Source organism: Nonomuraea sp. NPDC051298 (assembly GCF_055586305.1).
Genome location: NZ_JBVJIM010000066.1, coordinates 1 through 1,523, shown reverse-complemented (window position 1 = coordinate 1,523; position 1,523 = coordinate 1). Strand labels below are relative to the sequence as shown.

Annotated in this window: 1 protein-coding gene; it reads right to left on the bottom strand. The window is 71.2% G+C overall.

Features of this window, described 5'->3' with window-relative positions; genetic code table 11:
• Window positions 1–24: 24 nt before the first annotated feature.
• A complete protein-coding gene (locus ACZ6S0_RS52900; RefSeq protein WP_465928758.1) occupies window positions 25–1,401 on the bottom strand; it encodes an IS1380 family transposase in 1,377 nt (458 codons plus the stop codon).
• Between the last annotated feature and the right edge of the window lie 122 nt (window positions 1,402–1,523).

Here is a 1,523-nt window from a genome sequence, read left to right as displayed (position 1 = left end):
GTCGCAGGGGCGGCTTGTGGCTGGTCAGGTCGGTGCGGGCAGGGCTTGCAGGCGGGCAAGGGCGGTAAGGATGTCGTGGGCCCAGGGCCATCGGGCGGCCAGGCGCAGGCGCAGCCGGCGGCCGCCGCGCACCAGCCGTCCGGCCACCGCCAGCAGTCGCAGTCGCAGGCGTTTGGGCTCGTAGCTGCGGGCGGCGGTGCCGGGCAGGGCGAGCATCTGCATCCAGGCCAGGAGTTCGCAGGCCAGGGCGACGAGTTCGCACCAGATCTGGTTGTGGGCGAAGTGGTGCAGCGGCAGGTTGGCCAGGCCGGTGTCCTTGGCGCAGCGGATGCGGTCTTCGGCGCGGGCCCGGCGGCGGTGGCGGAGTTCCAGGTCGGCGAGCTGACCTTGCTTGGCGTCGGTGACGAAGCAGGTGACGCGACATCCGTCGACATCGGTGAAGCGCAGCTGGGCGCCAGGATGTGGACGTTCCTTGCGGGCGATGACCCGCATCCCCTTCGGCCAGCCCGACAGGTCCAGCAGGCCGGTCAGCTCGGCCACCCAGGCGCCGGGCCGGACCTGCCGGTCGGCGTCGTAGGCGGGCGTCCATGCACTCTTCGGCAGGCGTAGCACGGCCTGCTGCACCTCCTCGGTGAGGGGGAACCCGATCGAGTACGACAGCCGCCGGCCGGGCTTGGTGAGCCAGGCCAGGAACTCGTGCGTGCCGCCGCCGGAGTCGGTGCGGATCAGCACCTGCCGCCGGCGGTGCCGGGGCAGCTGGGCCAGCGCGTGGCGGGTGGCCTCGATGTGGTCGGCGGCGGTGTTGGAGCCGGCGTTGCCCGGTCGTAGCACGATGGCCAGGGGTTCACCGGCACCGCCGGGGCCGTGGTCGGCGAAGACCGTCATCGGGTGGAAGCCGAAGGTGTGTTTCCAGGTCGGTGCCGCGTGCTGCTTGTCGGAATGGGCGATGACGATGGTGGCGTCGAGGTCGAGCGGGATCAGTTCGCCGTCGCTGCCCGGCGCCGCGGGTCCGGCCAGGTCCCAGGCGCGTTCGCGGGCGATGGCCCGGGCCGCGCGCAGCGCCTTGAGCGCTTTGGCCTCGTCGCGGGCGAGCCTGTCGATCAGGCGGGAGACGGTCGGGTCGGAGGCCACCGGGCCGAACAGCTCGGGCTGGGCACGCAGCAGGGCAATGTCGGCCAGGCAGTCCCCGCCCAGCGCGAGGCTGACGGCCAGGTCGGCGACGATTTTGCCGGGGTCGTGCACCGCGCGCCCTGGTCGCCAGCGCTCCAACTGGGCCGACAGTGCCCGGTCCAAGCCGGTGACGTGCAGGGTCTTGAGCAGCAGCAGGCTTCCGGCATGGGAGAGCAGCCCGGTGCCGTCGGCGGAGACGGTGATCGTGCGGTGGGAGGCGATAGTCTTCACGTGAAAAGTGCTTCTCGATCTGGCGCGGACAGGACCTTAGACAAGCCCCATCCTCCCAGCTCAGAAGCACTTTTCTCATGTAACTGGTCTACTCGCGGGAAATTCGCCGCGAAAGCCCGAGG